This window comes from Kurthia zopfii (assembly GCF_003143955.1).
GTDB classification, from domain to species: Bacteria; Bacillota; Bacilli; order Bacillales_A; family Planococcaceae; genus Kurthia; species Kurthia zopfii.
In genome coordinates this window covers 12,761-37,896 of the sequence record NZ_QFVS01000012.1, presented here as the reverse complement: position 1 = coordinate 37,896, position 25,136 = coordinate 12,761, and the positions used below count along the sequence as shown (strand labels likewise).

Below are 25,136 nucleotides of genomic sequence, written 5' to 3'. Positions count from 1 at the left end.
TTCTGTCTAAAGATGGAATCCTTTTCGTATGCGACAGAAGTCATTTATTCTTTTAAAAAAATAATATTTATTTTGGGAAATCCTAATTATTCTATAAAAAATGACGATATAAAGACTATGGAGTGATGAAAATGGAGCAAGGAAAATTTATAATCGAAGAATTTGAAGCAAAAGATGGAAATCCAATATTAAAAATAAATGAATATTATATACATAGTAAGTACAATCCGGTAAGAGAAGCAGAACAAGTGATAGCTAAAAAATATAGTCCGCATAGTCTAAATATTGTATTTGGTTATGGAAGCGGACACTATATAGATGAGCTAATTAAGAGAAATCGCTATGACGAACAAATAATCGTTATAGATCCTTTATTAGGGCGCGATGAACTTAAAATAAAGAAAGAACATGATGAAATAGTGAAAATTTCATCGGAGTTGATTTCATTTTTAGAGGATGTTTTAATAAATATTAACTCAAAGGTTCGTACAAAATTTAATGTTTATTGTACGAAAAACTATGACAAAATATTTCCGGGGTTATACAAAGAATTATTACAAAAAATTAGGGATTTACAAGAAGCAAATCGTGTGAATGATAATACATTAATGATGTTTTCAGAAAAATGGCAGAAGAACCTTGCGTTAAATTTGAATCATATGAATCGAGATGCAAGTATTGAAAACTTAAAAAATATGTTTGAGTTACCTATAGTAATTGCTTCAAGTGGTCCATCTTTGTTAAAGCAATTGCCGCTTGTAAAGAAGTGGAGAAAGAATATAATATTACTATCCTCTGGTTCTACAACAAATGTTTTGTTAGATAATGATATTTCGCCAGATTATATTGTCACAATTGATGGTGGAGATGCTAACTATAATCATTTTTCCAATTTATTGATTAAAAATGCCACCATGATCTATTCTTTTCAAAATCATCCTAAAATAAGAGATAGTTTTGAGAAACAAGCGATTATTTGTAATTTATTAGGGCATGCAGATGTGAATAAGTACGTAGATGAATTTATTGGGGAAAAAATACCATCACTTTTAGCAGGTAGTACTGTCGCAAACTTGTCATTTTCAATTGCTCAATATATATCAAGTGGCCCAATTGCATTTATTGGACAGGATCTTGCATTCACTGACAATTTGAGTCATGTGAAAGGACATAATCATGTTAAGGAGATAGAAGTTACTAATAAAGATGAGTTTGAGTTAGTGGATGGCTATTATGAGGGGAAAATTCAAACTAGTACATCTATGAATTCTATGAGGATTGCATTTGAAAGAATGATTGTCGTTCAACCACCGTCCAATGAGTTTTTTAACTGTACTGAAGGTGGTGCAAAGCTCAAAGGCTATAAACAAATTCCATTTAAAGATTTTGTTAGAAAATATGTAGTGGAAAATGAAGACGAAATGATAATATCGAATGATTTAAAATTTCCCGTATTAATGGAGAATTCGCAAGTACTTAAAAAGCATATGCAGGATTTGAAAAATACCAAAGAATTAATCAAAATATATAAGAGTTCAATTAAGACGATTGAAAATGATTCAACAATAGAAAAATTTAAAAATTCAACAATAAAAACATTAGATGCAAACGATATGGAAATATCTAGATTAAATAAAAAATTGCCAATAAGTCATATATTAATGCCAACGATTCTATCTGTTGATACACAATATTTAGAAAAAGAAAATGAAACAGAATATCAAAGATTTAATAGAGTAAAAAATCAAAATATTGATTTCTATAAAAATGGATTATTAGCAGTAGAAAAGTATTTAGAAATAGTTCAATTTGCAATTAAAGAGAAAAGAGATGAGATAAATGATTCAAATAGAAGAAGTCGTTAGTGATTACAATGATTATATTCATAGAATTCCGGCTGGTTGTAGTCAAATTGTCAGGTTTATAAATGAAAATCGGATAAGTGAAGCATTAGAAATGGTTGTCGATTTCTCTGAAGGAATAACATGGCTTACAAGTGCACGAAGCTATTTGGAAGCAGAAGGAATTACTCTAGATTGGAAAGAAAATCAAGTTACGGATTTTTTAAATGAAATCAATTCGGGACTTGAAGTTGGAGATTTTGTAATAGTATCAGATATTTTCGAATACGAGATCATTCCTTTTTTTAAGGGAATTAAAAATATAGCTTCAAATTAATATATAGGTGGGATTAAATTGACTCAATCAGCATTAAAAAATAAAACAGTACTTGTTACTGGAGGTACAGGATCTTTCGGTAAAATGTTTATTGAAAGAGCACTTGAGCAAGGTGTTAAAAAAATTATCGTTTTTTCTCGTGATGAGTTAAAACAATATGAAATGAAACAGACATTTACAGATGACAGAATTCGCTTCTTCATCGGCGATGTTAGAGATAAAGAAAGATTGTATAGAGCTTTTGATGGAGTAGATATCGTCATTCACGCAGCAGCTATGAAACACGTGGATGCTTGTGAATATAATCCTTTTGAAGCAGTAAAAACAAATATCCATGGTGCGCAAAATATTATTGATGCTGCAATTGATAAAGGTGTAGAAAAAGTAATTGCTCTATCAACTGATAAAGCTTGTAGTCCAATAAATTTATATGGTGCAACGAAATTAGCTTCGGATAAGTTATTCATTGCAGCGAATGCATATGTTGGTGAAAAACATACGAAGTTTGCAGTTGTTCGATATGGTAATGTTGTTGGAAGTCGTGGAAGTGTAGTGCCGTTCTTCAAGAAAATGCGTGAAACAGGAGTATTACCAGTAACCGATGCTCGAATGACACGTTTCTGGATTACTTTAGAACATGGTGTCCAATTTGTTATTGATAATTTATCACGTATGCATGGTGGCGAATTATTTGTTCCGAAAATCCCTAGTATGAACATTGTTGATTTAGCAAAAGCAATTGGACCAGATTGTGAAATAAAAATTGTAGGCATTCGCCCAGGTGAAAAACTTCATGAAGCAATGATTACTGAAGATGATGCAAGACATACAATTGAATTTGAGGATTATTATGTAATACAACCTGAATTTAGTTGGTGGTCTGAGGATAATAAAAAAGGTTCGAAACCTATAGCGGAAGATTTTCATTATGTAAGTAATGAAAATACTGACTGGCTAACAATTTTGGAGTTAAGAGAATTAGTAGAAATTATGTAAGGTGGAATAACATATGCTTACATTTAAAAAAATGACATTACTAGATGCAGATGAGATCTTTCAATGGAGAAAAAAGGAACACGTTACTAAATACATGTATACTAATTTAGATGAAGATAAAAATAAACATTTGAAATGGGTTAGAGATAATATTGATTCAAAAGAAAATCAATATTATGTGATTTATTCAAATGATGTTAAAATTGGACTAATTTCTTTAAACGAAATTGATTATAGAAACAATCGAGCATCATCTGGTTTTTATATAGGTGATCAAAATTATTCGTTAATAGCTAGCAGGATTTTACCATATTTCTTGAATTATGCTTTTTTTGAATTTAACTTAAATAAAATTGTAATTGAAGTAATGAGTAATAACTTAGGAATGAAAAAAATGGATCTACATTATGGTTTTAGAGAAGTCGGGATTCTTCAGGATCATATTTATAAAGATGAAAAGTACTATGATGTTGAAATACTTGAATTAACAAAAAAGAAATGGAATACTATGGTGAAATTTCATAGTTTAATTGCTAGTTTCGAATAATAAAAAGAAAAGGGTGCTGTGTATGGAGCTGCTCATTGGCAAAACTGCATTAGTCACAGGTTCTTCCGGATTAATTGGGAAAGAAATAATTAAGTTATTTGCAGAAAATAAAAGTAATATTATAGCATGTATGAGAAAGAAAAACCCAAGAATTGAAGCTGAATTTTCTAGAATTGCACAGGAAAATAATGTGGATATTCAATTTTATTATTTTGATTTAGAAAAAATAGATGAAATTAAACAATTTGTGATGAAGCTGAAGAAAAATAAAATAATAATTGATATATTAATCAATAATGCTGGATTTGCCATGGATACATTGGCTCAACTAACTACAGTTAGTCATTTAGAAAAGATGATGAGAATTAATTTTTATGGAGCTTTCGAGTTAACGAAATATGTTATTAAGCTTATGAGAAAATCAAAAACACCTTCTATTGTAAACATTTCGTCTATTGCTTCGTTAAATTCTTATCCTGGTATGATGGGGTATAGCATAAGTAAGTCAGCAATTAATGAATTTACAAAAAGATTAGCAATTGAATCTAGTGAAATTAGGAGTAATGCAATTGCCCCTGGATTCATTGAAACGGAAATGTTAGATAAAAATATTACAAATACTGATTTCCTTAAAGAAGAAATCAATCAATCCTGTATGAAAAGATTAGGTAAACCAGAAGAAGTTGCAAAAGCAGTATTGTTTTTAAGTTCAGATTTAGCTTCTTTTATTACAGGACAAATTATAAGAGTAGATGGGGGGGCATTCCGTGGTTTATAATCTTACTGAAATGTCTAAGGCGATTAGAAAAAGGTCAATTGACCTTGCGTTTTCATCGGGAAATAACGCGGCACATCTAGGTCCAGGATTATCATTAGTGGAAATATTTACAGCACTGTATGGTTATGTAATGAAAATAAGTAATGATATGACTAATTTTGAGGATCGGGATCGATTAATATTGAGTAAGGAACATGGCGTATTGTCTTACTATGCGGCATTAGAATATATTGAACTTATAGGTGAAAATGATTTAGACACATTTATGAAGAGTCATAGTGAGTTTTTGGGGCATCCTGTAATGAACAGAGCAAAAGGCATTGAGTTCACTAGTGGTAGTCTGGGGATGGGGCTTTCTTTAGGTATTGGAGTTTCTATAGCATTAAAGAAAAAAAAATCTAATTCAAAAGTTTATGTAATTCTTGGAGACGGAGAATGCAATGAAGGTTCAATTTGGGAGTCAGTTATGTCTGCAAGTATGCAGAAATTAGATAACCTTGTAGTAATTGTAGACAGAAATGGATATCAATTAGGTGGGAAAATAGAGGAGACTTTAGATATGGGGGATTTAAGAGAAAAGTTCAAAGTATTTGGATGGAATTCTGTACAATGCGATGGTCATGATGTTAATGATATTATTTCAAAAATTAAGAGTAATCAAAACAGTGATAAACCATTTGCGTTAATAGCAAATACAATAAAAGGTAAAGGGGTATCATTTGCAGAAAATAACATTGAGTGGCATCACTCGGTATTAACAAAAAATTTGTATAAGCAAGCACTTCAAGATATAGGTGTCGTATATGAGTAGTAGTAAGTTTTCTAAAGAAATTAAATTATTTTCAAGGATGGGGCAAAGAGCAGTTTTTGGAATTGAAATGCTGAAATATGCTGAAATGAATTCGGATTTAATGGTTTTAACTGCAGATGTATCAATACCTGCTGGATTGGATAGGTTTAGAAAGTCATATCCTAATAATTACTTAGATGTAGGAATTGCAGAACAAAATATGATAGGGATTGCTGCAGGACTTTCAAGTGAAGGTTTCCAAGTGTTTACGACAACTTACGCACCTTTCCAAACCTTAAGATGTCTTGAACAAATAAGAATGGATATCGGCGAAATGAAAAATAAAGTCTGTATGGTAGGTTTATCAAGTGGTATTGTATTAGGCATGATAGGAACAATGCATTGTAGCATGGAAGATATTTCAATTATTAGATCGATACCTAACATTACCATCGTATCTCCAGCAGATAGTTTTGAACTAACAAAATTATTAGAAGCAAGTTTTAATTACCCACAATCGCTTTACATTCGGTTGACGGCAGGTTCTCCGAGTCCGATAGTTTACCGAGAAGATTATGACTTCAAAATTGGGAAAAGTAATACTTTATTAAATGGAACTGATGTAGCAATTATTGGAATAGGTAGTATATTATCTGAATGTATCAGTGCTGCAAAAATATTAGAAGTACAAGGTATTTCAGTTGAAGTCATCAACATGCATACAATCAATCCACTTGATAATGAAAAATTAAATGAAATTGCGCGCGAGAAAAAATTATTAGTTACAGTTGAGGAACATAGTATAATTGGTGGATTAGGAGGCAGTATTGCTGAGGTATTTAGTTCCTTTAAGGTTAGACCACCACATTTAATAATGGGCTTGCCACATAGTTATGAAAATTCAGGTATTTACGAAGAAATGCTTAAATATTATGAATTGGATGGGGAGTCTATAGCAAGAAAAATATTTGATTATCTAGAAGAATAGAGGTCTCGTTTTGAAACTTAAAGAAATTTTTAAAGAAGTATTAGAATTGGATGAAACTGTGAATATTGAAGAATTAGAATATAATACTATACCTCAATGGGACTCTATTGGGCACATGAGCCTGATTGCTGAGTTAGAGGATGTTTTTGATATAATGCTCGATACAGATGATGTACTAGATATGAGTAGCTTTTCAAAAGCAAAAGAGATTTTAGGGAAATATGATGTAGTATTTTAGTGGCGGTGGGGTGTGGCAATTTGCTACACTTCTTTTTTTGAAAGGAGATTTTTTATGGGATTTTTTAACCTTAGCAGTTCTAAAGTCGCGGTGTTTACAAACGATGAAGTATATACTTATAATGATTTGAAAAATTTACCGTTCAATAGTGAAGAAAAAAACATTATTCTGATTTTATGTGAAAATACAATAGATATTATTTCAGAATATGTTACTGCTATGAACAGTGAGCATGCTGTCATGTTACTATCAAAAGAATTAAGCTTTGAATTATTGAAAATAACTGTCGATAAATATAAACCGAAATGGATCGTTGGTTTGAATGAATTTGATGGATATATCACTGTAGGAAAGAGATTAGTCAGAGAAAAAAATATTCCAATAGAAATTCATCCAAATCTTGCATTGTTATTAAGCACTTCAGGTACTACAGGGAGTCAAAAATTTGTGAGGTTATCGTACGATAATTTAAAATCAAATGCATTTTCAATACAACAGTATTTAAATATTAATTCAGAAGATCGTGCAATGGTAAACTTACCAATATCCTATTCGTATGGTATGTCTCTTGTAAATAGTCATTTATTAACTGGTGCCAGTATAGTAATTACAAATGAAAGTGTAATGGAAAAGACATTCTGGGATTTAATGAAAAAAAGGAATGTAACTTCATTTGCAGGAGTGCCTTTTACATATCAGATATTACAGAGAATTGGATTTGTAAATATGAATCTGCCAGATTTGAAAACTTTAACGCAAGCAGGAGGTAGGTTAAGTGAGAAATTAGTTAAATATTTTGCTGAATATGCCAAAAAGAAAAACAAAAAATTTTATGTAATGTATGGTCAAACAGAAGCATCTCCAAGAATTTCATTTATTCCGCATGATCAAGTAAAGAATAAATATAATTCAATTGGAATTGCAATTCCTGGAGGCAAATTAGAAATAAAAAATGAAGAGTTAGTTTATTTCGGCGCAAATGTAATGTTAGGATATGCAGACTGTTTAAAGGACTTAAAAAAAGGAGATGAGTTACAGGGTGTATTATATACAGGAGATACGGCTGAAGTCGACGAAGATGGTTATTTTACGATAACCGGTAGGCTAAAGCGTTTTATTAAACTTTTTGGTCTTCGAATTAATTTAGATGAGGTTGAACGAAAGCTAGAACAGCAAGTTTCTACAGCAATAGCATGTACTGGAAATGATGATAGACTCATTGTTGCAATCGAAGATGATCAATATTTAAATGAAGTAAGTGAGTTTTTGAGAGAAATATATCATTTACATAAATCTTCTTATAAAGTGAAAATCCTCACGCTACCTCGATTTACTAACGGTAAGATAGATTATGTAAAGTTAAAGGAGATGTGTTTATGAAAGAACCATTTCATTTAGAAAAAACTGAAAAGGAAATAATACTGCTTGAAAAATTGAATGAGTTATCAGAATTACATTTTAATGCATGTGAAGCATATTCTAAAATGATAAAAAAAAGCGAACAAGAAATAATTGCGAAATCAATAATTGATGTTCCATTTTTACCTGTACAATTGTTTAAGTCAATGGAATTGAAATCTATTCCAGATGAAGAAGTTGTGAAAGTATTAACGTCAAGTGGTACATCAGGTCAAACAGTTTCGAAAATTTATCTAGATAAAAATACAGCAATTTCACAAACGAAAGCTCTGGTAAGTCTAATGAAGCCAGTTTTGGGTGAGAAAAGATTACCCATGATCATTTTAGATACAAAATCGGTTTTGAAAAATCGGAAGTCATTTAGTGCTCGAGGTGCAGGGATTATTGGGTTTTCTAACTTTGGAAGAAAACATTTCTATGCTTTGAATGACGATATGACATTAGATTATGATGGTTTAAAAAAATTCATGGATGAATTTGGACATCAAAAAATATTAATGTTTGGATTTACTTTTATGATTTGGAAGTATGTTTTTAAAAAACTAAAAGAACAAAGAATAAAACTAGATTTTAATAATGCAATATTAATTCATGGTGGAGGTTGGAAAAAACTTAGCGATGAAGCAATAGATTCTTTGAGTTTTAATCAACAAATCAAAGAGCAGTTAGGAATTAGTGAAATCCATAATTATTATGGCATGGTTGAGCAAGTAGGTTCAATCTTCATAGAATGTAAAGAAGGTTATTTACATTCACCTAGCTATGCAGACGTAATTATTCGTGATCCGATTTCTTTTGAAAATGTTAGAAATGGAGTACTAGGTTTAATCCAAGTTGTAAGTGAGTTACCTAGAAGCTATCCAGGGCATTCGCTTTTGACAGAAGATTTAGGAACAATTATAGGAGAAGATAATTGTAAATGTGGTTGGAAAGGGAAGTATTTTACAGTTTTAGGTAGGATACCGAAAGCCGAAATAAGAGGATGTAGCGATACGTTTCAAGAAGGAGAATAGAATGAATATTTTTTGGCCTAAAAATGAATTGACATTTGAGGAGAATATTGATGTTTTATCGAAACAGTCGATAAATGAGCCATTTGCTCAAGAAACTCTGGAATTTATTAAGGCGTTGTCTAAACGTTTCTTAACACAAAAAAAGAAGCCAGAAATTGTAGCTTTGGGTTATTGGTTAAGGAAATCAAATATAGTTGCTATGAAGCAACATTTTTACGAAGGAAATACAGGTATACTAATAAAACCAAGAGGAACTACTTTTCACATAGCACCTTCCAATGTAGATACAATTTTTGTATATTCTTGGTTATTATCAATGCTTGCAGGTAATCGTAATGTGATTAGAGTATCTTCGAAAGCAGCAAAAAATAACCTTTTAAAAATAATATTAGAAGAATTAAAATGTAATGAAAAAATCGGAAGTCAAACAATAATATGTACTTATCCACACGATGGAAAAGCTACCGAATTAATTAGTAATAAATGTCATACAAGAGTGGTGTGGGGAGGTAATCAAACAGTTAATGTTATTAGATCTATCCCATTATCTCCACTAGCAAATGAGTTAGTATTCGCAAACAGATTTTCAATTGCAGTTTTAAATAGTAAAATAATCGAACAACTTGATAACGAGAGTTTTGAGAACCTGATTGATAGGTTTTATAACGATTCATATTGGTTCAATCAAATGGCTTGTTCATCACCTAGATTAGTAATCTGGGTAGGAGAGAAATCAGTAGAATTCTGGAATAGAATAGAACTAAAGGTGAAACAAAAACAATTTGAATTTGATGGAGCAACTCAAGTCACAAAACTGGCTACCTCTTTAATGTTAGCGAATGATCAAGATGTTAAAAAAATTGACTCAAAACCAATTTTTTCTCGAATAGAGTTATTGTCAATGAATGAAAAATTGAGAGAATCCCATTGTGGGAATGGCATATTTTATGAATATGAAACAAATTCATTGAATTCAGTTACCCATCTAATATCTGATGCAGATCAAACACTTACCTACTATGGTTTTAATGAAGAAGAACTTCAAAAATTCGCAAAAAATATTGAGTCTCGAGGGATAGATAGAATCGTCCCAGTAGGACAAGCACTCGATTTTAATAGTGTCTGGGATGGTCAAGAATTTTTAACTAGTTTTACTAGGAAAGTAGTGATTAAATGAAGTGGGTGAAGATTAGAGAAGATCATTTGAAGTTAATTTTGGATTGACGCATGATTGAGAAATTGGCTTTAAGAAAATCATATAAAAAAATGGAGAATGGCATAATATCTATTTATTTGAAATGACTAGTTCACGGTGGAATGAGTTAGGTGAAAAGTACAGAAAATATAATGCAGATGTTGAGGTGTAGATTTGAAAACAATCGTTATCGTCCAAGCTAGAATGGGATCGACTAGATTGCCTGGAAAAGTCTTAAAGCAACTGGGTAATAGCAATACACTTACATATGTTTTAGAACGGTGTAAGAAAATTGAAGGTGTTTCAGAAGTAATTGTTGCAACATCAGATTTAAACAAAGATGACGTTATTTCAAAATGGTGTGAAAAGAATGGAATAGCGTGTTTTAGAGGATCAGAGAATAATGTTCTCGATCGTTATATAAAAGCAGCTATGAATTATGAACCGGACTATATCATAAGGGTTACTGCTGATTGTCCATTTGTAGATTATCATATGGCGAGTGAGATGGTTAGAAAAATAGAAAAAAATCAAGTGGATATCTTTGACCTTAAAGGAGAGTTACCAAGAGGTTTAGCACCAGAAATAATCTCTTTCAATGCTTTAGAATATATTCAAAAAAATGGAAAAGAAAATAGACATAAAGAACATGTAACATATTATGCCTATGAAAATAAGAGTGAATTCAAAAGAAGTGATTTTGAGGTTTCTGAATATAAGAACAGGCCTTCTTTGCGAGTCACTTTAGATACGTTAGAAGATTATGAAGTATTAAATAAAATTGCTTTAAATTTTGATGATTTATTAGTGCCAAGTGAAGATGTAATAAAATACTTATTAGAGAATCCAGAAATCGCGAGAATAAATGCTCACATTGAACAAAAGAAGGTGAAATAATTGAACTTTATTATTAGAGCAGATGCCTCAATAGTTATTGGTACTGGTCATGTTATGAGATGTTTGACGATTGCGGAGCAATTAAAAAATGAAGGGCATGTAGTTCTGTTTTACATGAAAGCTATTGAAGGAAATCTAATTGAATTTGTTCAAAATAAAGGATTTTTAACAATCGACTCTTGGGAAAGAACTGATACGATAATTATCGACCATTATGAGATAGATGAAGTTGAAGAAAAAGAACTATATCAATTTGCTAATAAAATCGTGGTAATTGATGATTTAGCAAATAGAAATCATTGCTGTGATGTAATAATAGATCAAAACCTTCTTCCGAATTATGAAACTAGATATGATTTGCTAGTGCCTGAAAAATGTAAAAAACTATTAGGACCAAAATATCTAATAATGAGGAAAGAATTCATTAATATTAGAAAAAGTAGAAGAGAACGAAACGATGAACTAAAAAAAATATTAGTATTTATGGGTGGTACGGATCCTACACATGAAACTTTGAAAGTAATTGAAGCATTAAATGATTTTGAATTTACAAAGGTACATATAGTTTGTGGGGATGGAAATATTCAGAAAGAGCAAATTAAATCTATTTGTTTGGAAAAAGGTTATTACTATCATCAGCAAATTGATTATCTAGGAAGTTTAATGGAAGAAGTAGATTTTTCAATTGGTGCGGGAGGGAGCACAACTTGGGAACGTTGTTATATAGGTCTGCCTTCATCCTGCACAATTGTTGCCGATAATCAAATAGAAGGAACAAATTATTTAGAAAGCCAAGGCGTCATATTAAATTTAGGACACCACAGTAAAGTAACTGTAGAGCATTATAAAAAACTGATAGTTGATACGATTAAAAATCCAAAGAAATTAAGAAAAATCAGCGAGAAAGGTCTGCTTGTTACAAAAAGTAACGGTTCTAATAATCCTTGGTTAAATGAATTAGTGGAGTTGAATAAATAATGAATATTGGAAATTATTCAATAGGAAAAGACAATAAACCATTTATTATTGCAGAGATGTCTGGAAATCATAACCAGTCGTTAGAGAGAGCTCTACAATTGGTTGAACTAGCTGCACAATCGGGGGCAGATGCTGTTAAATTACAAACGTATACACCAGATACAATAACATTAGATATACATACTAATGAATTTTTTATTTCTAATGAAAAAGATTTATGGAAAGGTCAATCATTATACAATCTATATAAAAAAGCTTATACACCATGGGAATGGCATGAAGCTATCTTTAATAAATGTAAAGAACTAGGGATTATAGCTTTTAGTTCACCATTTGACGAAACTGCAGTTGACTTTTTAGAAAAACTGGATGTTCCTGCTTATAAAATTGCTTCTTTTGAAAATGTAGATATACCATTAATAAAAAAAGTAGCAAAAACAGGTAAACCCATTATCATTTCAACAGGAATGGCATCAGTTGCTGAATTGGATGAAGCAGTGTCAACTGTTCGAGCAGAAGGCAATAATCAAATAATTTTACTAAAATGTACAAGCACTTACCCAGCAACACCAGAAAATTCAAATATTGCTACAATCCCTCATATGAAAGAGTTATTTGGAGTTGAAGTTGGTTTATCGGATCATACTATGGGGACAGGCGTATCTGTAGCTGCAGTAGCGCTTGGAGCAACTGTAATTGAAAAGCATTTTACAAATGACAGAGCAGACGGAGGAGTAGATTCTTCCTTTTCAATGGAACCTCACGAATTAAAACAACTTGTTGTTGATACAGAGAGAGCGTGGCAATGTATAGGTAAAGTTCAATATGGACCGACAGAAGTAGAGAAACCTTCATTATTAGCACGTCGATCATTGTATATCGGTGAGGATATGAAAGCTGGAGACGAGTTCACCAAGAAGAATCTACGAGATGTAAGACCTGGTCTAGGTTTACCAACAAAATATTTTGATTTATTACTAGGGAAAAAAATAAAAGTAGATGCTAAAAAAGGTACTCCAGTAAATTGGGAGTTAGTATTATAATGCAAAAAAGAGAAAAATTCCTTCCGTATAGTACGCAATGGATCTCGGATGAAGACATTGAAGCAGTAATAAATACATTAAAATCTCCGTTTCTTACAACTGGTCCAAAAGTAAAAGAATTTGAAGAGATAGTTGCAAAATATGTTGATGTAAAATATGCTGTTTCATTTGCAAATGGGACAGCCGCTTTGCATGCCGCTTGTTATGCCGCTGGTATAGGAAAAGGGGACGAAGTAATAACAACACCGATTACATTTGCTGCGAGTGCAAATTGTATTCGATATATGGATGCCACAGTTGTTTTCGCGGATATAGATGAGAAAACATATAATATTGATTCAAAAGAGATTCAAAAGAAAATCACTTCAAATACAAAGGCAATCATTCCAGTTGATTTCACAGGCCAACCGGTAGATATCGATCGCATTATGGAAATTGCTAAAGAAAATAATCTTATTGTTATTGAAGATGGTGCACATTCACTAGGTGCAGATTATAAAAATCGAAAAGTTGGTTCTACTGCAGATATGACAATGTTTAGTTTTCATCCAGTTAAGCCGATTACGACTGGTGAAGGTGGCATGATTGTAACAAATAATAAAGATTTCTATGAAAAGTTGATTTTATTTAGAGGGCATGGAATTCAACAAACAGATTACTCGAAAAGCCAAGGTGAATGGTATTATGAGATGGTTGATTTAGGATATAACTATCGAATGACAGATATTCAAGCAGCATTAGGCATTTCTCAAATGAATAAACTAGATACATTTATTGTAGAAAGACGGAATCTTGCTGAGGTGTACCATGAAAAATTAAAAAATATTAATGGAGTTAAAGCGCCTTGGCAGTTGAAAAATACGAAATCTGGTTGGCATCTTTATTCAGTTCAATTGGATTTGCCACAGTTGAAAAAAACAAGAAAACAAATATTTGAAGAATTACGTAATAATAATATTGGTGCACACGTACACTATATTCCTGTTTATTGGCACCCATATTACGAAAAATTAGGATATGAGCGTGGACTTTGCCCGAAAGCAGAGAAGTGGTATGAACAGGCATTAACTTTACCTTTACATCCGCAAATGACTGAAGAAGATGTCAATCAAATCTTAACGTTTTTTAAATAATATGAAAAATAGAAATCCTAAACTTGTTAGTGATTTCTATTTTTGTTTATATAGGAGTGTTTATATGGAGTGGGAAGTAGAGGAAGCAAAGAATAATACTTTAACATTAAAAATAAATAATAAATATATTTATAGCAAATATAATCCCCAATTGGATGTTGAGAGGTTTATTGAATCAGAAAACATTGTTAATGGTTCGAAAGTATTGATAGTTGGTCTAGGCTTAGGGTATCATTTAGATTATTTAATAGAAAATTATCCTAATTGTATAATTAAATACATATTATTATTTCCAGAAGAAGAAGCTATCTATAAAAATCATAACGTAAAACAATTGATTGAATCAGAAAACATTTCTGTGTATACAGGTGAACCTAAATTTCTTAGAGATGCAAAAGTTATTATTCCACAAGTTTTCCTAAATGTCGTTACTGAGAAACATCCTCTTTTTACATTTCTTGCAGATATAAAAATCAGGCAAGTTTCCTTTAAAAGATTCAAAAACCAAATGGAAGAAAATTTTAATGAGAATACTTCTCTATTTAATGAAGTAGCTGTTGATTCTCCATCAAATAAAAGAGCTGCATTAGTTTCTTCAGGTCCTTCACTTAACGAAACAGTCAAATGGCTAAAACAAAATGAAGTGTTTTTTGATATTTATTGTGTAGGTTCAGCATTGAAAATTTTACTAGATCATAATATACAGCCAAAAGCTGTATTAATTACAGATGCACAAGACAATATAATTAATCAACTTGACGACAGATATAATGGGACTTTACTCGCGTTATGTACAGCAAATTATGTAGCAGTTAGAGAATTTAAAGGGATGAAAAGAATACTTTTTCAAAGCGGATATAAATTGGCGGAGGAGTTCGTAAAGGGGAAGAATCAGTTTTTATTGGAAACTGGTGGATCAGTAGCAACAACAGCATTTTCTTATATAGAAAAACTTGGGTATGAGAGCTTATTCCTATTTGGACAAGATTTAGGGTTTAAAGGAGAAAATACTCATGCGATTGGGTCTACTTCTGGACGGAAAACATCTTGTAATAATCGACTTGAAGAAATCGAAGCAAATGATGGTACAAAAATTTATTCAGTACAAAATTTACTAACTTATAAACGATGGTTTGATAGAGCAATTCCTAATTCTAAGATGCAAGTATATAACACGGCAGTATCTGGAGCAAAACTAAAAAAATGTGAAGTGTTTGATGTTAAATTAAATTCAATTGAACAACTATAAAAAAATTTATTAAGTCCGATATAAAGGAAAAGCTCTAGTGAGGTGAATTAATGTATGAAAATAGTATCTAATACATCAATAGATCAAGTATCTAATTCTCTTATCAAGAATCCACCATTGAGTAAACATAATAAATTTGAAGATGCTGAAAAAGAATTGAAAATCTCTGAAATGACAGATAATCAAGGTAAGCCAACAATTCAAGCATACCAAATAGCAGTAAATAAAATGAATGAGTTTATGGAACATAATAATAAAAACTCAAAATTTATATTTCATGAAGGTTTAGGTAAGTACTACGTGGAAGTAGTGGACTCTAAAACTAATGAGGTAATAAAAGAAATTCCACCGAAAGAACTTTTAGATGCCTATTATGAAATGCAAAAATTAATAGGGAATATTGTTGATAAATCGATTTAGGAGGATATAAAATGCCAGTAAATAACACAACTAATACAACTTCATTTTCATATTTACAATACAAAAATAAAATTTCCGGATTAGCCTCTGGGATGGATATAGATTCAATGATGGAAAAATTAATGAAAGCTGAAAGTGCACAAATGGAAAAGCTTCAAGTTCAAAAGCAAAAATATGAGTGGAAACGTGACGCTTATAGAGATGTGAATACGAAGCTTAATACATTCCAAAAAGATTTATTTGATAAATATGGCTTACAAAGTAATTGGAATTCTAAAACTTCAAATGTATCAACGAATAACTCTGTAAAAGTAGAGGCTGGTGGTAGTGCGAGCGGTAATCTATCAATTAGTGAGATTTCAATTGCAAAGAATGCTTCAAATACGTTTACTTCATCAAATGTAAGTAATGAAAGAATTTCTGGAAGTACTTTAATAAATGATATTCAAGGTTTGAGTGATCAAGGCAAATTACAGTTACAAAGCTATGCAGGTGGAACAGGTAGTGTAAATGACTTGATTTCAAAATTTGAGAGTGAAGGTATTAAATTATCATTAACGAATGGTCAATTTAAACTGACAGAACAATCAAATACATCTAAATTAAGTTCCGATGCAATTGATTCATTGAAAAATATAGGCATGACTTTTAATGATGCTGCAAAACAATCAATTCAATTAAAGAATGCTGATGATACAATTGCCACTTCGGGGTCAAAATTATCAGATTTAGGTTTGAATAGCGGAACGATTATTCTCATTGCAGGTGAAAAAAACGAAACCATCGATTTGGGTGCATTAATAACAAATAATCCTGATGCTACTATGAAAGATTTATTAAAAGAAGTAGATTCAAAAGGATTTAATGCTTCATTTATTGATGGAAAATTGGCGTTTTCAAGCAAAGATGCCAAGGAATCATTAGAAGTTACTTCGGATAATAGTGTTCTAAAGGATACTTTTTCTCCTGTATTAAAAAGTGCAACTAGTAGTACATTTGTAACTAATACTACGAATCCTACTAAATTAACAAGTAATAGTACAATTCAAGATTTACTAGGCGGTTCTTCTTCTGAAAAAGGAGAATTCACATTAAATTCAATTCAAGCTGATGGGAAAATGAAAGAAACAAAAATTACTTTTACTAATTCAGATTCAATTGATTCTTTAATGAAGAAAATTAACAGCTCAAATGCAGGCGTAACTGCTATTTTCAATAATGGGACCTTCGGATTATCTGCAAATAACACTGGTGATAATGCAGCTGGAGCTGAAATTAGTCTAGTTCAACCTAGTGGGATAGTAAATGAAGAACAAACTAAAGGGATGGCATTATTTGCGGGATTGACTGGCAAAGCAGACCTTACATTAGCGGAAAATGGTAGAGATGCAACAATGGTTGTTAACGGCGTAGAATATAAGCAAAGTTCGAATGTTTTTAAAGTAGCTGGATACGAAATAACTGCGACAGCAGACTTATCGAATACATCGGCTCCTATTACTGTTTCATCTACTCCAGATACGGAAAAAGCAGTTGATAAAGTAAAACAATTTGTTGAAATGTATAATGGATTAGTAAAGGAATTAAACGATAGAACTTCAGAAAAACGTAAACTAGGTTATGAACCATTAACAGATGCTCAAAAATCTGAAATGACTGAGGCAGAGGTAAAAAAATGGGAAGAAACTGCGAAATTAGGCTTATTAAAAAGTGACAGTACTCTAAATAATGTCTTATCCAAAATGCGAAATACTTTAACAACATACGGTACTTCTACTTCAGGATCTGCTGATGGGTCAGTTTTTGGTATAAAAGGAGAAACATTAAAGAGCCTGGGCATTTCTACATCGAAAAGTTGGGAAGATAACGGTAAACTTGAGATAGATGAAGATAAACTAAGAGCAGCCATTAATAAAGATCCAAACATCATAACGAGAGTCTTTGCGGGAGATGGAACAAAAGAAAATCCAGGTGTCGTAAGTCAACTACGAACTGCTGCTCAAGACGCGGTGAAAACAATTGAGAAATCTGCTGGTAAGTCAACATCTGCTTCAGATTTGTCATATTCACTTGGTAAAACAATTAATTCAATTGAAACAAAGATTACTGATTGGAAAGACCGTCTAAAATCAATCGAAGAACGTTATTGGAAGCAATTTTCGGCAATGGAGAATGCCATCCAAAAAGCCAATAGCCAATCAGCTATGTTTATGCAATAATATTTTTAAAAGGAGTTGTTCGGTGTGTCAGTACAAAATGCATACAATGCATATAAGCAAAATAGTGTTACAACCGCGTCCCCAGGTGAACTGACACTAATGCTTTACAACGGATGTTTAAAATTCATCCACCAAGCAAAAAAAGCGATTGAAGTGAATAATATTGAAATGCGAAATACGAATGTACAAAAAGCCCAAGCGATTATTTGGGAACTAATGAGTACATTGAAAATGGATGTGGAAGTTTCAAAGGAGATGTACAATCTCTATGAATATATGCATAGCCAATTGACGCAAGCAAATATTAAAAATGATACTGCCATTCTTGATGAAGTTGAAGGATTAACGAAGCAATTCCGCGATACATGGAAGGAAGTTATTCAAATTAATCGTAAACAACAATATTCAGGAGATTCTGTTTAATGGATGCGATTCAACAACTCGTACTCCTTTCAGAAAAACTATATGCAACATTGGAAAAGCTTGAAGAAGATAAAAACGACAAGCGAGAAAATCAAATTGAATTGATCGACAAACTGTTAGATGCAAGAGGTCAAACGATCGATGCACTTGACCCAGTTAGCGTGAAAGCTCATAAAGATTTCAAATTATTACAAGCCTTGAATGAAGGGATTTTACAAAGACTTGAATCATGCAAAGCGGAGATTGTTTCCGATATGCGCCAACTTCAAGTTTCTAAAAAATCGGAAGAACGCTATGTAAATCCGTATAGCCAACTAGGAAATCTAGATGGTACGTATTTCGATAAAAAAGAATGAGAAAACTCCGGAAAACCTAAATTTATAAGGATTCCGGAGCTTTTTTATATATTGATTAAATTGATTGTTTGAGAAGTCTGAGAATATTGTTTAGTTGAAATAATTTTTTTAACATTATTGATGTAAGTCGTATTATGAAGACAGCTCTTACTAAAGATTTGGATTGTCGCAACAATTTCTTCATTCGTATAACTAAATTTATGTCCATTACCAATGAATAATAAGCGAATTAATGAGAAATTTGTAATTAACAATGTGTAGAAAGAAATAATATCTTCTTTACTTTCATTATATTCGGCAAATGTTAAATTCACTAAATAGTTTTCCAAGGCAATTTGCAACAATTCGCTCTGATCATACTGAGTTTTATAGTTCAGTAATGATTGAGCAAATGATTCAGTAGAATCACCAAAATTAACTTCATCAAATGTGCAAGAAGCCAGTTGATTGAATCGACTTGATCGAGCAGAAAAATCCTTCAAGAAAAATAAGGTTAATGCTTTTTGGAAATCATAATTAGGTTTGATTTGAGTAGTTAAATCTGTAATATTCGCATCATCTAAATAAGCTAAATATTGACTTGAAAGGGTTTGCGCTTGAACAAAACGTTCTGCGGGTTCTAATTCTTCTAGTTTTTTCACATAAAGTCCGATTACTATTAAACGAACTTCTAATGGATGTACACGATGTTGCAAAGCACTAATCATAAACATTCGATTCGCCCAAAAATATTGATTTTGTTCATCAGATTGTCTATGTTGTGCAAAATTATATTTTGGTAACTCAGGTTCAACTTCAACGAAATCGATGCCATTAGGATTCAATAAAATTAAACGAGCTGCTTCAGGACAAGATGTATCCAAGCTTTTTTCAATCGAATCATTAATTGATTTCGCTGAACGAGGATAAATTGTACAAGTATGACACAGTGCTTCTTCACCAGAAGTTAGTTGAATTGTACAAAGATTTTCTTCATTTAACATCGAACATTTATCTTGATCATCCATTTTAAATTGGCCGTAATGATAATCGGATGTTGCCTGACGATTACGACTCACATTTTTTTGAAGTAATGATTTCAAATTTGGATTCGTTTCTTTTCTATATTTTTTGAAGCTTTTTTTATCAATGCCAATATTCCAACCTGCGCAACAAGTATCTTCGCACTCACTTCCGATGCATTTAAAGTCATCAAAGTATGTTGGCTTTAATTCTTTTACTATATTCATTCGAAAACCTCCTACATATGTACTATATCGGCAGAAATCGAGTTTATTACATTTCTTACAAAAATATTTCCCCCTCAAAATACCTAATTAAATGACGATATTAAAGTTATAAATCAAATAATTATGAACTTAAAATAGAGGAGGATTCTCCATGAAACGTCAATTGATGGCGCTTGGTTTGGCTTCTGTGTTGACTGTTCCGACTTGGTTAACAGCAGCATATCCAATCGATGCAAGTGCGAAGAAAGTAACAGTTCCTAAAAAAGTGAAAGCTGTTACTTCGAAAATTAAAGCAATCAATCCGAAGAAATCAAATTATATTAAGCAAACTCAACTAGCGAATAGTGCCTATAACAAATTATCGAAAAAAGATCGACTGAAAGTAACGAATCGCAAAACATTAACGAAGCATGTGAAAGCAATTGCTCCAACAGTAAAAAAAGTATCGAAATTAAAAAAAGATGCAGCGAAATTATCGAAATCTACCTATATGACAGCTGCGCCAAGATTATTAAAAACTTACAATGGTTTAAATCGTGCTGGTAAGGCATACACACCAGCGAGTACAGTTAAAAAAATTAACTACTATAATTCTATTAATAAGACAAATACAACTTTCAAAAAATTAACGAAATCGAGTGAGACAACATTACCTACACTGAATGATGCAGCGGCGATTAATGATTTTATATTGGCATATGAAAAATTAAGTGATAATCAAAAACGAATTTTAGGTGGCTCACAAGAGGCGATTGATTACTTATTACAATTAAAACCTCTTGTAAAAAAAGCGGTCGATTTTGATGCGAAATATAAAAAACTTGATCCAACAAATAATGCTTATTTAAAACAAGCATATGATTTGAATCTTGAATATGATGACGGCAAAGAGTCCATTTCTGTTATTGTAAAAGGTACGCCAACGATATTAACATTGGCGAAATTCACAAAATCTCATGGAGAAATTACTAGCATTCCAACGTCAAAAATTAAGCAAGAAATCGACCTGAAAGATGCTTTTGAAAAAGCGGTAAATGCACTTCCAGGAACAGGGGATCAATACAAACTTGTCAAGAATGCTGTAACTGCATATAAAAACATTAATCGCGACACTTCTGATGGTAAAAAACTACTGGGCATGCCGATTACGATTGTAGATAAAGCGGCATTAGCAACTTATAAAAAATACGAGGCAATTCCAACAGTAGTAGAAGCATTACAATCATTGCCAGATTATGATTCGAAAAATAATTTATCTACGGAAGATCATACAGCGTTAAAAGGTGCAGGTTATACGCAAGCTCAAATCGATACAATCTACAATCAAGGATTAATTAAATCTGAGGAAGTCATTACGAATTTGGATCTTGCGATAAAAAGTTATAAAAAACTAGGTGGCGATCAAAAGGATATCGTCAAACAAAAATTAACTTCTTTAAGTCTAAACTATCTTCAAGATGCGGCAGCGATTAAAAAAGGGCAAGGGATGACAAAGGCTTATAGCGCAGCATTGAAAAAAACTGATTTAGCGGGCATGATTAAAGAAGCGGATGCCTACCATGATTTAGTGAAGAAAAATGATCTTGCGATTCGCTATACGAGCGAAGCGCCTGTCATTAGTGTGGCGAGAGGAACTTACAAAACACAAATTGGACATGTGACGGAATTTGAGAAGAAGATGGAGTCGTACAGTAGTTTAACAGACCTTAAGGCGATCCAAGATGCATATAAAACGATTGAAAAAGACAAACCTTCAGGTACGAAAATGATTGCATCGAAATATGTGAAGGATTATAAACTGATTGAATCGATGATTGATATCAAGAAAAAAATGGCTAAAGTAACAGATCCTTATTCAACTAAGGAATTGAATGCGATTTTAGATAGTGTGAAGTTGTATGCGAAACTAGATCAACCGAAGAAGGAACTTGTTGATTCTTTTGAACCGAGAGTCGAAAATTTCGTAACGGAAGTGGAAAATATTAAGGCGGCGATGGCTGTCGATCAGAAATATTTAGCATTAAGACCATCTTCGAAAAACTATACGAAAGATGCTAAAGCTACTTATAATATGTATTTAGATGCGAATGCGAATGTGAAAAAATACCTTGTCAACGAAATAGGTATTAAGGGGTTACCAAATACGTATAAGACACCTCAAGATAAGGCAGATGCCTTTGAAGACGCAGTCAATCGTGTTTATAAAGAAGTTTATACGAATGTGATTACGGATGCTGAAACGATGAATAATTTAAAAAATGTGAAAAACACATATGAAAATGACATTAAGCCGTATTCAAAAATCAATAATTTAGTAGAAGCCGATGTACTGAAAAAATACAAACAACTTATGCCGATTATTGATGTGTATAATCAAATTTTTTACCTAAAACCGACTCCGAAAACGGAAAAAGAACGTGAAAATATTTTAACAGCAATTAAAGCGTATAATAAGCTCGACAAATTTGGTAAAGATGTTATTAAAATTGAAGATAAATTAAGAGTGAATCTGCCATTATTAGGGGATGAAACGGAGATTAATGAAGCAAAGAAAATTGATGCAGCTTATAAAAGAATTCCAATTTCAGATCCAGCATACGAGAAGAAAGTCTTTGAAGTTTATTTGACATACCGAAAAGCATTACCTGATGTGCAGAAATATGTACTGAAATCGAGTGTATTAATAGCAGCATCTACAAAATATAGCGATGTCATAAAAGCAGCAGATACATTTGAAAATGCACTAAAAACAATTAATTCAACGAGTAGAATCATCGATATTCACAAACTGAAAGAAATTTACGAAAAAAATAAAAAGCTATATCCAATATTAGATCAATTCATCGATCCGAAAAACTTAATGTTATATAAATCGTATTTGGATTTACTATTAATTCAAGATGTAGCGCAGACGGTTTTTGATCAACGTGAAATTAATGGGAAATGGATTAAATATGACCATTGGTTCTACGCATATAGTCAATCTCAGGATAAGGCTCAATTTGTTCGAAATATGCGAAAAGCTTTATTAATTAGTAAAGATGCTTCGGCAGTTCAATTTTCAATCATAAATAACTCCCCGAACTATGAGAGTTATTCAGGTATGCTTGAACTACCGAATGGACAGAATAAACCGATCTATGGTGCTAATGGCGTAATCATTGGTTATGATCCAGAACCTGGTTTTAAAGGTGAATATAAACGAGATGAAGTGATTTATAATCCGATTGATTGGTTAAATGAAACGCAGATTCAGAACTTACTACGCGCGATGGAATATGAAAAACGATTCAATGCATTGAAGCCAGGTAATAGAACTTATGCGCGTGAAGGTGTTGCGCTTTACAATGACTTAAATAAAGAGGGCATACCTGTAAAAATGTATTTCCTTTACAATCCACAATTAGAGCAAATTCAAAAATTATATGGCGATGCGCTCAAAAATGTAGATAAATTTGAAGCACTGGTGAAAGCACTTGATCCAAAAACAGCGACACTAACTGAAGTTGCTAAATTGAAAACTGCATACAATGAATTAAATGATGTTGCATTAACATTAGTAGATTCTTCTATTCTGAAAAAATATCAATCATATATTGCGACAGAAGAAGTGGCAGTGAAATATAGAAATTTAAGCGAAACGAATAAAACGATGGAAAACAATGCGAATATTTTAGATTTTATTAGTGTGTACAATAAACTTACGGCTGATGCGAAGAATATTGTCCAAAATGAATTGAAAAACCCAAGTTGGTTGACGACACTTCTTGCTGATGAGAAGGAAATTAAAGCAGCGCAAGCAGTCGACAAGAAATATGAAACTTTAGATCCTAAAAAAGATAATTATGAAGCGGAAGTCATTAAATTAGTTGTGGAATATGACAAGCTGCAAGATACGACGAAAAAGAATTACTCAGTGTATAGTGCAGAGCTAGATAAGTTTAAAGAAATCTATGGCGATGAAATAGCATCTTCAACTGAAAAAGATAAAAATCCGAAAATCACCGCAGATAACTTTACGAAGATGGTCAACAAACTCGATTCAGATTCAAAATATACTGAAGTAGAAGCAGCGTATGAATTGTATGTATTCTTATCGGTGCCACAAACTTATAAAGATTCACCGAAGAAAGTAGTGGGACTCAACTTTGTAGATAAAGCAGTCATTACGAAGTATCTTCAATACGAAGGACTTGTGAAAATTAAACAAGCATTTGATACAGTGAAAGATATGAATGCGAAAAACTTTTCTGTAAAAGAAAAAGATGCCATTTTAGCGTCAATTGCGGCACATAAAAAACTGTCACGTGATCCAAAAACGATTTTCAACAATGATCCTGTATTCGGAGCGATAGAGAGTTCAACTCCAGAGAAAGAAAAACGTTATTTAGTTCTCGCGACCGAAGATATTAAATATGCTGAAGAAGCCGATAAACGTTTTGAGAAAATCAAAAAAGGTAGTACTAGTTTCGTCAAAGATATGATTTATGCGATGAAATATTATAATGGAATGACCGAATTCCAGAAAAAATTCTTCACGCAAACAACGCTTTATAATACGTATAAAAAATATGATAAAGCGTCAGTTATTAAAGGAGAAGTCAATACGATTCCAGAAGCAGTTCTATCGATTGTGAATTTTGAAGATGCAGTGCGAGCTGCAATGGAAATTCACGACAAAATTAATCAATCAGAAGAAATTGAATCTAAATGGTACACAGAGATTATGGAGCAAATCGTCATTGCTTATAAGCAATATGACTTCCTGAATCGTGAATTTACTATAGAAGGTCAAAAAGTCCGCCTATTAGAGATGGTATCCAACTCAATTCGAAGCGATTATGTGATTTTGAAAAATGCTTATGATGTGAATGAATACTTGAATGGATTAAAAAAACAATAGTCAAAAGTGAGCAGTACAACAATTGTTGTACTGCTTTTGCGTTCTTATGTCACGATAAAAACACAATTAATGGTTGACTGTAGTACAAAAGTTCCTACCATTTGTTATAATAGTTTCAATAGTAGAAACAGTATGAAGGAGGTG

Annotated in this window: 22 protein-coding genes; 21 read left to right on the top strand and 1 reads right to left on the bottom strand. The window is 32.0% G+C overall.

The window, feature by feature from the left end; genetic code table 11:
• Positions 1-131 precede the first annotated feature (131 nt).
• The 20 genes from DF281_RS06230 to fliT all read left to right on the top strand — a co-directional run bounded on the left by DF281_RS06230 (position 132) and on the right by fliT (position 18,860).
• Positions 132-1,865, top strand: a complete 1,734-nt coding sequence (locus tag DF281_RS06230; protein ID WP_166636090.1) for a motility associated factor glycosyltransferase family protein — start codon at positions 132-134, stop codon at positions 1,863-1,865.
• Entirely contained in the window at positions 1,840-2,178 is a 339-nt protein-coding gene (locus tag DF281_RS06225) for a DUF8042 domain-containing protein (protein WP_109349394.1), read from the top strand. Before DF281_RS06230 ends, DF281_RS06225 begins: the two co-directional genes overlap by 26 nt.
• An 18-nt stretch (positions 2,179-2,196) precedes the next feature.
• Positions 2,197-3,174, top strand: coding sequence for a UDP-N-acetylglucosamine 4,6-dehydratase (inverting) (gene pseB, locus DF281_RS06220; protein ID WP_109349393.1), 978 nt, complete (start codon positions 2,197-2,199; stop codon positions 3,172-3,174).
• Between the two features lie 13 nt (positions 3,175-3,187).
• Positions 3,188-3,721 carry a UDP-4-amino-4,6-dideoxy-N-acetyl-beta-L-altrosamine N-acetyltransferase gene (gene pseH / locus DF281_RS06215; RefSeq protein ID WP_109349392.1) on the top strand — a complete coding sequence of 178 codons (534 nt, stop codon included), beginning with the start codon at positions 3,188-3,190 and terminating at the stop codon, positions 3,719-3,721.
• A gap of 22 nt (positions 3,722-3,743) precedes the next feature.
• Positions 3,744-4,499 (top strand): SDR family NAD(P)-dependent oxidoreductase, encoded by a 756-nt coding sequence (locus DF281_RS06210; RefSeq protein WP_109349391.1) that lies wholly within the window; start codon positions 3,744-3,746, stop codon positions 4,497-4,499.
• A complete protein-coding gene (locus DF281_RS06205) occupies positions 4,489-5,310 on the top strand; it encodes a transketolase (RefSeq protein ID WP_166636091.1) in 822 nt (273 codons plus the stop codon). The genes DF281_RS06210 and DF281_RS06205 overlap by 11 nt, the downstream gene beginning before the upstream one ends.
• Complete coding sequence (locus DF281_RS06200) at positions 5,303-6,277, top strand: transketolase family protein (protein WP_109349389.1); 975 nt, start codon at positions 5,303-5,305, stop codon at positions 6,275-6,277. The genes DF281_RS06205 and DF281_RS06200 overlap by 8 nt, the downstream gene beginning before the upstream one ends.
• 10 nt (positions 6,278-6,287) lie before the next feature.
• Entirely contained in the window at positions 6,288-6,515 is a 228-nt protein-coding gene (locus DF281_RS06195) for an acyl carrier protein (protein WP_109349388.1), read from the top strand.
• 54 nt (positions 6,516-6,569) lie between these two features.
• Entirely contained in the window at positions 6,570-7,895 is a 1,326-nt protein-coding gene (locus DF281_RS06190; protein ID WP_109349387.1) for an AMP-binding protein, read from the top strand.
• On the top strand, positions 7,892-8,947 hold the full coding sequence (locus DF281_RS06185) for a LuxE/PaaK family acyltransferase (protein ID WP_109349386.1): 1,056 nt from the start codon (positions 7,892-7,894) through the stop codon (positions 8,945-8,947). The genes DF281_RS06190 and DF281_RS06185 overlap by 4 nt, the downstream gene beginning before the upstream one ends.
• Before the next feature lies 1 nt (position 8,948).
• On the top strand, positions 8,949-10,124 hold the full coding sequence (locus DF281_RS06180) for an acyl-CoA reductase (RefSeq protein ID WP_109349385.1): 1,176 nt from the start codon (positions 8,949-8,951) through the stop codon (positions 10,122-10,124).
• A gap of 192 nt (positions 10,125-10,316) precedes the next feature.
• Positions 10,317-11,039: a cytidylyltransferase domain-containing protein gene (locus DF281_RS06175; protein ID WP_109349384.1), complete on the top strand. Its 723-nt coding sequence runs from the start codon at positions 10,317-10,319 to the stop codon at positions 11,037-11,039.
• On the top strand, positions 11,040-12,017 hold the full coding sequence (gene pseG / locus DF281_RS06170) for a UDP-2,4-diacetamido-2,4,6-trideoxy-beta-L-altropyranose hydrolase (RefSeq protein WP_109349383.1): 978 nt from the start codon (positions 11,040-11,042) through the stop codon (positions 12,015-12,017).
• Positions 12,017-13,060 carry a pseudaminic acid synthase gene (gene pseI / locus DF281_RS06165; protein ID WP_172461951.1) on the top strand — a complete coding sequence of 348 codons (1,044 nt, stop codon included), beginning with the start codon at positions 12,017-12,019 and terminating at the stop codon, positions 13,058-13,060. Before pseG ends, pseI begins: the two co-directional genes overlap by 1 nt.
• A complete protein-coding gene (pseC, locus tag DF281_RS06160; RefSeq protein ID WP_109349381.1) occupies positions 13,060-14,193 on the top strand; it encodes a UDP-4-amino-4,6-dideoxy-N-acetyl-beta-L-altrosamine transaminase in 1,134 nt (377 codons plus the stop codon). Before pseI ends, pseC begins: the two co-directional genes overlap by 1 nt.
• Positions 14,194-14,257: 64 nt before the next feature.
• Positions 14,258-15,442: a motility associated factor glycosyltransferase family protein gene (locus tag DF281_RS06155; RefSeq protein ID WP_166636092.1), complete on the top strand. Its 1,185-nt coding sequence runs from the start codon at positions 14,258-14,260 to the stop codon at positions 15,440-15,442.
• Positions 15,443-15,496: 54 nt separating this feature from the next.
• On the top strand, positions 15,497-15,862 hold the full coding sequence (locus tag DF281_RS06150) for a flagellar protein FlaG (protein WP_109349379.1): 366 nt from the start codon (positions 15,497-15,499) through the stop codon (positions 15,860-15,862).
• An 11-nt stretch (positions 15,863-15,873) separates the two neighbouring features.
• The gene (gene fliD / locus DF281_RS06145) at positions 15,874-18,081 is read left to right on the top strand and encodes a flagellar filament capping protein FliD (protein ID WP_109349378.1); all 2,208 of its coding nucleotides are present in this window, start codon (positions 15,874-15,876) and stop codon (positions 18,079-18,081) included.
• 24 nt (positions 18,082-18,105) lie between these two features.
• Positions 18,106-18,504 carry a flagellar export chaperone FliS gene (fliS, locus tag DF281_RS06140; RefSeq protein ID WP_109349377.1) on the top strand — a complete coding sequence of 133 codons (399 nt, stop codon included), beginning with the start codon at positions 18,106-18,108 and terminating at the stop codon, positions 18,502-18,504.
• A complete protein-coding gene (gene fliT, locus DF281_RS06135; RefSeq protein WP_109349376.1) occupies positions 18,504-18,860 on the top strand; it encodes a flagellar protein FliT in 357 nt (118 codons plus the stop codon). Before fliS ends, fliT begins: the two co-directional genes overlap by 1 nt.
• Positions 18,861-18,904: 44 nt before the next feature.
• Here the strand turns inward: fliT and fliB are convergent, their stop codons facing one another.
• Entirely contained in the window at positions 18,905-20,089 is a 1,185-nt protein-coding gene (gene fliB, locus DF281_RS06130) for a flagellin lysine-N-methylase (protein ID WP_109349375.1), read from the bottom strand.
• A 151-nt stretch (positions 20,090-20,240) separates the two neighbouring features.
• Here fliB and DF281_RS06125 point away from each other — a divergent pair, with 151 nt between their 5' ends.
• The gene (locus tag DF281_RS06125; protein ID WP_109349374.1) at positions 20,241-24,992 is read left to right on the top strand and encodes a hypothetical protein; all 4,752 of its coding nucleotides are present in this window, start codon (positions 20,241-20,243) and stop codon (positions 24,990-24,992) included.
• Positions 24,993-25,136: the final 144 nt, after the last annotated feature.

Excerpts from the sequence above, each read along its gene's own strand:
- DF281_RS06180 (WP_109349385.1), top strand. The coding sequence starts at position 8,949 with ATGAATATTTTTTGGCCTAAAAATGAATTGACATTTGAGGAGAATATT.
- DF281_RS06210 (WP_109349391.1), top strand. The coding sequence starts at position 3,744 with ATGGAGCTGCTCATTGGCAAAACTGCATTAGTCACAGGTTCTTCCGGA.
- DF281_RS06190 (WP_109349387.1), top strand. The coding sequence starts at position 6,570 with ATGGGATTTTTTAACCTTAGCAGTTCTAAAGTCGCGGTGTTTACAAAC.
- fliT (WP_109349376.1), top strand. The coding sequence starts at position 18,504 with ATGGATGCGATTCAACAACTCGTACTCCTTTCAGAAAAACTATATGCA.
- DF281_RS06225 (WP_109349394.1), top strand. The coding sequence starts at position 1,840 with ATGATTCAAATAGAAGAAGTCGTTAGTGATTACAATGATTATATTCAT.
- pseC (WP_109349381.1), top strand. The coding sequence starts at position 13,060 with ATGCAAAAAAGAGAAAAATTCCTTCCGTATAGTACGCAATGGATCTCG.
- DF281_RS06230 (WP_166636090.1), top strand. The coding sequence starts at position 132 with ATGGAGCAAGGAAAATTTATAATCGAAGAATTTGAAGCAAAAGATGGA.
- DF281_RS06185 (WP_109349386.1), top strand. The coding sequence starts at position 7,892 with ATGAAAGAACCATTTCATTTAGAAAAAACTGAAAAGGAAATAATACTG.
- pseH (WP_109349392.1), top strand. The coding sequence starts at position 3,188 with ATGCTTACATTTAAAAAAATGACATTACTAGATGCAGATGAGATCTTT.
- fliD (WP_109349378.1), top strand. The coding sequence starts at position 15,874 with ATGCCAGTAAATAACACAACTAATACAACTTCATTTTCATATTTACAA.
- DF281_RS06200 (WP_109349389.1), top strand. The coding sequence starts at position 5,303 with ATGAGTAGTAGTAAGTTTTCTAAAGAAATTAAATTATTTTCAAGGATG.
- fliB (WP_109349375.1), bottom strand. The coding sequence starts at position 20,089 with ATGAATATAGTAAAAGAATTAAAGCCAACATACTTTGATGACTTTAAA.
- DF281_RS06150 (WP_109349379.1), top strand. The coding sequence starts at position 15,497 with ATGAAAATAGTATCTAATACATCAATAGATCAAGTATCTAATTCTCTT.
- DF281_RS06155 (WP_166636092.1), top strand. The coding sequence starts at position 14,258 with ATGGAGTGGGAAGTAGAGGAAGCAAAGAATAATACTTTAACATTAAAA.
- DF281_RS06125 (WP_109349374.1), top strand. The coding sequence starts at position 20,241 with ATGAAACGTCAATTGATGGCGCTTGGTTTGGCTTCTGTGTTGACTGTT.
- pseI (WP_172461951.1), top strand. The coding sequence starts at position 12,017 with ATGAATATTGGAAATTATTCAATAGGAAAAGACAATAAACCATTTATT.